The 7,186-nt window shown below is 75.5% G+C and carries 6 protein-coding genes; 5 read left to right on the top strand and 1 reads right to left on the bottom strand.

Annotation, left to right across the window (positions count from 1 at the left end; all coding sequences use genetic code 11):
- Window positions 1–1,904: primosomal protein N' (locus tag CCN56_RS25450; protein ID WP_086830318.1), on the top strand; the 1,904-nt coding region annotated here is incomplete at its 5' end.
- Window positions 1,905–1,980: 76 nt separating this feature from the next.
- Here CCN56_RS25450 and CCN56_RS25445 read toward each other — a convergent pair.
- A complete protein-coding gene (locus CCN56_RS25445) occupies window positions 1,981–2,499 on the bottom strand; it encodes a hypothetical protein (RefSeq protein WP_086830317.1) in 519 nt (172 codons plus the stop codon).
- Between the two features lie 228 nt (window positions 2,500–2,727).
- Here CCN56_RS25445 and fmt point away from each other — a divergent pair, with 228 nt between their 5' ends.
- The 4 genes from fmt (at window position 2,728) to CCN56_RS25425 (ending at window position 7,159) form a co-directional block, all read left to right on the top strand.
- Window positions 2,728–3,660, top strand: coding sequence for a methionyl-tRNA formyltransferase (gene fmt, locus CCN56_RS25440; RefSeq protein WP_086830316.1), 933 nt, complete (start codon window positions 2,728–2,730; stop codon window positions 3,658–3,660).
- Window positions 3,661–3,732: 72 nt separating this feature from the next.
- Window positions 3,733–5,145 carry an RsmB/NOP family class I SAM-dependent RNA methyltransferase gene (locus tag CCN56_RS25435; protein ID WP_086830315.1) on the top strand — a complete coding sequence of 471 codons (1,413 nt, stop codon included), beginning with the start codon at window positions 3,733–3,735 and terminating at the stop codon, window positions 5,143–5,145.
- A gap of 150 nt (window positions 5,146–5,295) precedes the next feature.
- On the top strand, window positions 5,296–5,979 hold the full coding sequence (rpe, locus tag CCN56_RS25430) for a ribulose-phosphate 3-epimerase (RefSeq protein ID WP_086830314.1): 684 nt from the start codon (window positions 5,296–5,298) through the stop codon (window positions 5,977–5,979).
- 130 nt (window positions 5,980–6,109) lie between these two features.
- Window positions 6,110–7,159 (top strand): sugar-binding transcriptional regulator, encoded by a 1,050-nt coding sequence (locus CCN56_RS25425; protein ID WP_179199982.1) that lies wholly within the window; start codon window positions 6,110–6,112, stop codon window positions 7,157–7,159.
- The last annotated feature ends 27 nt before the right edge of the window (window positions 7,160–7,186 follow it).

Genomic DNA, 7,186 nt, shown 5'->3' with positions numbered 1-7,186 from the left:
GGGTGCGGGTGCGGGTGCGGTTCGGGGCGGGCGCCCACCAGGTGCGGGGCGGGCGGCGCGAGGGCGGCCGGCTCATCGACGGCTTCCTGGTGGAGCGGCGCGCCGAGTCGGACTACTCGGGGCCGCTGGCCGCGCTCGCCGACGTCGTCTCGCCGGAGCCGGTCCTCGGGCCGGAGCTGCTCGGCCTCGCCCGGGCCGTCGCCGACCGGTACGCGGGAAGCCTCGCCGACGTCCTCCAGCTGGCCGTCCCGCCGCGCAACGCGACCGCCGAGCGCAAGCCCTCGCCCGCGCCGCTGCCGCCGCCGAGGCCGCCGGAGCCGGGCAGCTGGACGCGGTACGAGCGCGGGCCCGCGTTCCTCGACTCCCTCGCGCGCGGTGGGGCGCCCCGGGCCGTGTGGAACGCGCTGCCGGGGCCGTACTGGGCCCAGGAGATCGCCCGGGCCGTGGCCGCGACCCTCGCCTCCGGGCGGGGCGCGCTCGTCGTCGTCCCCGACGGACGGGCCGCCGGCCGGGTCGACGCGGCACTGACCGAGGTCCTGGGGGAGGGGCGGCACGCGCTGCTCACCGCCGAGGCGGGACCCGAGAAGCGGTACGCGCAGTGGCTCGCCGCCCGGCGCGGCGCCGTGCGGGCCGTCGTCGGCACCCGGGCCGCCATGTTCGCCCCCGTACGGGACCTCGGGCTCGTCGTCATCTGGGACGACGGCGACGGCAGCCACAGCGAGCCGCACGCCCCGCAGCCCCACGCGCGCGAGGTGCTGCTGCTGCGCGCCGCCCACGACCGGTGCGCCTTCCTCCTCGGCTCCACCAGCTGCACCGTCGAGGCCGCCCAGCTCGTCGAGTCCGGCTGGGCCCGGCCGCTGGACGCCGGCCGCGAACAGGTCCGCAGGGCCGCCCCCCTGATCCGTACCGTCGGCGACGGCGAACTCGCCCGCGACGAGGCCGCGCGCGCCGCCCGGCTGCCCTCGCTCGCCTGGCAGACCGTACGGGAGGGGCTGAAGACCGGGCCGGTGCTCGTCCAGGTGCCCCGGCGCGGATACGTACCGAGGCTGGCCTGCGAGCGCTGCCGCACGCCCGCCCGCTGCCGGCACTGCGCCGGGCCCCTGGAGGCCCCCGAGCAGCAGGAGCTGCGGTGCGGCTGGTGCGGGCGCGGCGCCCCCGACTGGCACTGCGTGGAGTGCGGCTCGGCCCGGCTGCGGGCCCAGGTGGTCGGCGCCCGGCGGACCGCGGAGGAGCTCGGCCGGGCGTTCCCCGCCGTGCCGGTACGGACCTCCGGACGCGACCACGTCCTGGACAGCGTCCCCGGACGCCCCGCGCTCGTCGTCTCCACCCCCGGCGCCGAGCCCGTCGCCGAGGGCGGCTACGCGGCCGCGCTGCTCCTCGACGGCTGGGCCATGCTCGGCCGGCCCGACCTGCGCGCGGGCGAGGAGGCGCTGCGCCGCTGGATCGACGCGGCCTCCCTCGTCCGGGGGCAGGCCGAGGGCGGCACCGTCGTCGTGGTCGCCGAACCGACCCTCCGGCCCGTCCAGGCGCTCGTCCGCTGGGACCCCGTCGGGCACGCCCAGCGGGAACTGGCCGAGCGGGCCGAGCTGGGCTTCCCGCCGGTCTCCCGGATGGCCGCCGTCACCGGGCCGCCGGAGGCCGTCGAAGACTTCCTGACGGCGGCCGGGCTCCCCGCCGACGCCGAGGTCCTCGGCCCCGTGCCGCTGCCCGTCGTCCGGCCCGGCGGACCGCGCAGACCCGGCGACCCGCCGCAGGGCGAGCAGTGGGAGCGGGCCCTGGTCCGGGTCCCGCCCGGCAGCGGGGCGGCCCTGGCGGCCTCGCTCAAGCAGGCCAGGGCGGGGCGCCTCGCGCGCGGCGGCGGGGACCCGGTACGGATCCGCGTGGACCCGCCGGACATCGGCTGACGCCGTCGTCCTGGCCCCGGACGCGCCACGGCCGCCCGTCCCCGGTGGGGCGGGCGGCCGTGGCGCGCGTACGGGGTCAGACGTTGCGCGGGCCGGGGAAGGCCGACGGGCGCGGGTCCTCACGGAGGGCGGCGCTGCCCGAGGTGGGCTGCGGCGGCATCGAACGGGCGGCGGGGACCGAGGGAAGCGCGCGGGGCATGCCCGGCTCCACCGAGTGCTCCTGGTCCACGGCCACGCCCGGCTGGGGCGCGCGACGGGCGCCGTAGCGGCGGTGGACGGCCTGCTTGGTGACCCCGAGCGCGGAACCCACCGCGTCCCAGGAGAACCCGAGCGAGCGGTCGAAGTCGACCGCCGCGGTCACCAGCGTCTCGACACTGTCCCGCAGCTCCTGGGCGAGACGTACGGTCGGGGCGGGCGCGCGCCCGTAGACGACGAAGCCCGTCGACGGGCCGGAGCGGCGAGGGCGGTAGACATTGCCCAGCTGGGCCGTGAGCGTGCGCAGTGCGTCCACCTGCCGCCGGACCCGCTCGATGTCCCGCACCAACAGGTGCAGACTTGCCCGGGCTTGGGCGTCGTGGGTTGCGTGGTCGGCCATGTGAAAGCCTCTCGAACCGGCGTTTAAGGGGGCGGGCCGCGGAGGGGGAACAGCGGCCCGATTCGGTCAATCTCTCTTGACCAACGCGCCACCGGGAGTTGGGTCACGCTGCGGGGGCGTACACGCATATGCGCGGGGCGCTCGTCCTCCCGTACGCCCCCTTCCCCGTAGGGCGCCTAGACTGGTGCGCTGCCCGCAACGCCCCCGGAGAGACAGGCAGTCCCACCCATGAAGCTCGTCTTCGCAGGCACCCCCGAGGTCGCCGTTCCCGCCCTGGACGCCCTGCTCGCCTCCGGGCGGCACGAGGTGGCCGCCGTGGTCACCCGACCGGACGCCCCGGCGGGGCGCGGCCGGCGGCTCGTCGCCAGCCCGGTGGCCCAGCGGGCGGAGGAGGCCGGGATCGAGGTCCTGAAGCCGGCCAGGCCCCGCGACGAGGAGTTCCTCGCCCGGCTGCGGGAGATCGCGCCGGACTGCTGCCCGGTCGTCGCGTACGGCGCGCTGCTGCCCAAGGTCGCCCTCGACATCCCCGCCCACGGCTGGGTCAACCTGCACTTCTCGCTGCTGCCCGCCTGGCGCGGCGCGGCGCCCGTGCAGCACTCCCTGATGGCCGGCGACGAGGTGACGGGCGCGTCCACCTTCCTCATCGAGGAGGGCCTCGACTCCGGCCCGGTCTACGGCGTCGTCACCGAGGACGTCCGCCCCACCGACACCAGCGGCGACCTGCTCACCCGGCTCGCCTTCGCGGGTGCCGGACTGCTCGCCGCGACCATGGACGGCATCGAGGACGGCACGCTCAAGGCCGTACCGCAGCCCGTCGAGGGCATCACGCTCGCCCCGAAGATCCAGGTCGAGGACGCCCACGTCGACTTCGCCGCCCCCGCGCTCCGGGTGGACCGCGTGGTCCGCGGCTGCACCCCGGCCCCCGGCGCCTGGACCGTCTTCCGCGGCGAACGCCTCAAGCTGATCCAGGTCACCCCGCTCCCGGACCGCACCGACCTCGCCCCGGGCGAGCTCGCCGTCGGCAAGAACAACGTGTACGCGGGCACCGGCTCGTACGCCGTCGAACTGCTCTGGGTCCAGCCCCAGGGCAAGAAGCCGATGAAGGCCGCCGACTGGGCCCGCGGCGTCCGCATCGCCCCCGGTGAGCGGCTGGGGGCGTAGGGCGCGGGCGGCTCCGCGGGCGACGTAGGCTGGGAGCGTTCGACCCTCTTCATTTCGTCACGCGGAGCACCTTTGAGCGAGCAGGCACGTCGTCGTCCCCACAAGCCCTACCGGCGGCCCCAGAAGGACCCGGTCCGGATGCTCGCCTTCGAGGCGCTCAGGGCGGTGGACGAGCGGGACGCCTACGCGAACCTGGTGCTGCCGCCGCTGCTGAAGAAGGCCCGCGAGAAGGGCGATTTCGACGGGCGGGACGCGGCGCTCGCGACCGAGCTCGTGTACGGGACGCTGCGCCGGCAGGGCACGTACGACGCGATCATCGCGGCCTGCATCGACCGGCCGCTGCGCGAGGTCGACCCGCCCGTGCTCGACGTCCTCTCGCTCGGCGCGCACCAGCTGCTCGGGACGCGGATCCCCACGCACGCCGCCGTCTCCGCCAGCGTCGAGCTGGCCCGGGTGGTGCTCGGCGACGGGCGCGCCAAGTTCGTGAACGCCGTGCTGCGGAAGATCTCGCAGCAGGACCTCGACGCCTGGGTCGAACAGGTCGCCCCGCCGTACGACGAGGACGCCGAGGACCACCTCGCCGTCGTCCACTCGCACCCCCGCTGGGTCGTCTCGGCGCTCTGGGACTCCCTCGGCGGCGGCCGCGCCGGGATCGAGGACCTCCTGGAGGCGGACAACGAACGCCCCGAGGTCACCCTCGTCGCCCGCCCCGGCCGCTCCACCACCGAGGAGCTCGCCGCCGCCACCGAGACCCTGCCGGGCCGTTGGTCGCCCTACGCCCTGCGGATGGCCGAGGGCGGCGAGCCCGGCGCCATCGAGGCGGTCAAGGAGGGCAGGGCCGGCGTCCAGGACGAGGGCAGCCAGCTCGTCGCGATCGCCCTCGCCGACGCTCCCCTCGAAGGCTCCGACACCCGCTGGCTCGACGGCTGCGCAGGACCCGGCGGCAAGGCCGCCCTGCTCGGCGCCCTCGCGGCCGAGCGCGGCGCCTTCCTGCTCGCCTCCGAGAAGCAGCCGCACCGCGCCCGCCTCGTCGAGCGCGCCCTCGCCGGCAACCCCGGTCCGTATCAGGTGATCGCCGCCGACGGCACCCGCCCGCCGTGGCGCCCCGGCTCCTTCGACCGCGTCCTCGTGGACGTGCCCTGCTCGGGCCTCGGCGCCCTGCGCCGCCGCCCCGAGGCCCGCTGGCGCCGCCGCCCCGAGGACCTCGACGGCTTCGCCCCGCTCCAGCGCGCCCTGCTCACCGAGGCGCTGAGCGCCGTGCGCGTCGGCGGAGTGGTGGGGTACGCGACCTGCTCGCCGCACCTCGCCGAGACCCGGGTCGTCGTCGACGACGTCCTCAAGAAGGTCGGCGGCGCCGAGCTGATCGACGCCCGTCCGCTGCTGCCCGGCGTCCCGGCGCTCGGCGACGGCCCGGACGTCCAGCTGTGGCCGCATCTGCACGGTACGGACGCCATGTATCTGGCGCTGCTGCGCCGGACCGCGTGACCGTCAGGGCCTCGACCCTTCGATCATCTGACCGTAATCTCCCGGTCTGCGCCGGTCCCGGACTCGTCACTTCGTACCGAAACTGGTCTGGACCGGATTCGAAACCGCTCAGCGGCAAAGAAGTACCCAAGAACGTGGGAGGCTTGGCTCATGGCGCAGATCAACCCCAGCATCCTGTCCGCGGACTTCGCCCGGCTCGCCGATGAGGCGAAGGCGGTCGGCGGTGCCGACTGGCTGCACGTCGACGTGATGGACAACCACTTCGTGCCCAACCTGACGCTGGGCGTGCCGATCGTGGAGTCGCTGGCCCGCGCCACCGACACCCCGCTCGACTGTCACCTGATGATCGAGGACCCCGACCGCTGGGCCCCGCAGTACGTGGAGGCGGGCGCCGGTTCGGTGACCTTCCACGTCGAGGCGGCCGCCGCGCCGGTGCGGCTCGCTCGGGAGATCCGGGCCAAGGGCGCGCGGGCCTCGATGGCTCTCAAGCCGGCCACGCCCATCGAGCCGTTCGAGGACCTGCTCCCCGAGCTCGACATGCTGCTCATCATGACCGTCGAGCCCGGCTTCGGCGGCCAGGCCTTCCTCGACATCATGCTGCCCAAGATCCGCCGCACTCGGGAACTGATCTCCAAGCACGGTCTGGAGCTCTGGCTCCAGGTCGACGGCGGGGTCGCCGAGTCCACGATCGAGCGGTGCGCCGAGGCCGGCGCCGACGTCTTCGTCGCCGGTTCCGCGGTGTACGGAGCGGCGGATCCGGCCGCCGCCGTCGCCTCGCTCCGGGCCCGCGCGGAGGCCGCGACCGCGTCCGCCGCGTGGGCGTGTGGCCACTGAGCCTCCGGCGGATGAACGCGGTCCGTCGGGCCGCCGACAGGACTGATCAAGGCCCGCCGGATCTGACAGGATGAACGGCGAGTCCAGAGTGTGAACAGTGTGAACGACAGCCGTACGTGAACAGCGGTACGTGAACAGCAGTGAGGAGATCGCGGTGGCGGGTATGTCGGCGGGACGGTCAGCCCTGCGGATGGGCCCCGCGGAGCTGGTGCAGGCGGCGGCCATGGCCCGCCGCTTCTACCTCGAGGGCAAGTCCAAGATCCAGATCGCCGAGGAGTTCGGCGTGAGCCGCTTCAAGGTGGCCCGGGTCCTGGAGACCGCCCTGGAGCGCGACCTCGTGCGGATCGAGATCCGCGTACCGGCCGAGCTGGACGCCGAGCGATCCGACGCGCTCCGCGCCCGCTACGGGCTCCGCCACGCCGTCGTCGTCGAGTCCCCGGCGGAGGGCGACGACGAGTCGCCCGACCCGGAGAACCTCGGCGAGGTCGCGGCCGACCTGCTCGGCGAGCTCGTCACCGAGGGCGACGTCCTCGGCCTGGCCTGGGGCCGCTCCACCATCCACATGGCGGCCGCCCTCGACCGGCTGCCGCCCTGCACGGTCGTCCAGCTCACCGGGGTGTACGACGCCGGGACCGCCGAGCGCGGCTCCGTCGAGGCCGTACGGCGCGCCGCCCAGGTCTCCGGCGGCGAGGCCCACCCCATCTACGCGCCCATGCTGCTGCCCGACCCGGCGACCGCGGCCGCGCTGCGCAGCCAGACCGGCATCGCGCGGGCCTTCGAGTACTTCGACAAGGTGACCGTCGCCTGCGTCTCCATCGGCTCCTGGGAGCCGGGCATCTCGACCGTCCACGACATGCTCTCCGACGCCGAGCGCGCCCACTACGCCTCGCTGGGCGTCGCCGCCGAGATGTCCGCGCACCTCTTCGACACCGAGGGGCGCCGGGTCGGCCGGGACCTGGGCGAGCGCTGCATCACCGTCGAGGCGGACCGGCTGCGCCGGATCCCCGAGGTCGTGGCGATCGCCGGCGGGCAGCGCAAGGCGGCGGCGATCGGCGCGGTGCTCCGCTCCGGGCTCGTCACCAGCCTGGTCACCGACCGCGCCGCGGCCGACTACCTGCTCACGGAGTCCAGCCCGGGCACGCACCCGGCGCTCGAGCGCAAGGACCCCGACGGCAACTGACCGACGGCATTGCGCAGGGGCCGGAGC

Origin of the sequence: Streptomyces sp. NRRL B-24572 (assembly GCF_002156145.1) — a bacterium.
Lineage (GTDB): Bacteria > Actinomycetota > Actinomycetes > Streptomycetales > Streptomycetaceae > Streptomyces > Streptomyces vietnamensis.
The sequence above is the reverse complement of the archived record's forward strand: the minus strand, read 5'-3'. Positions and strand labels throughout refer to the sequence as shown.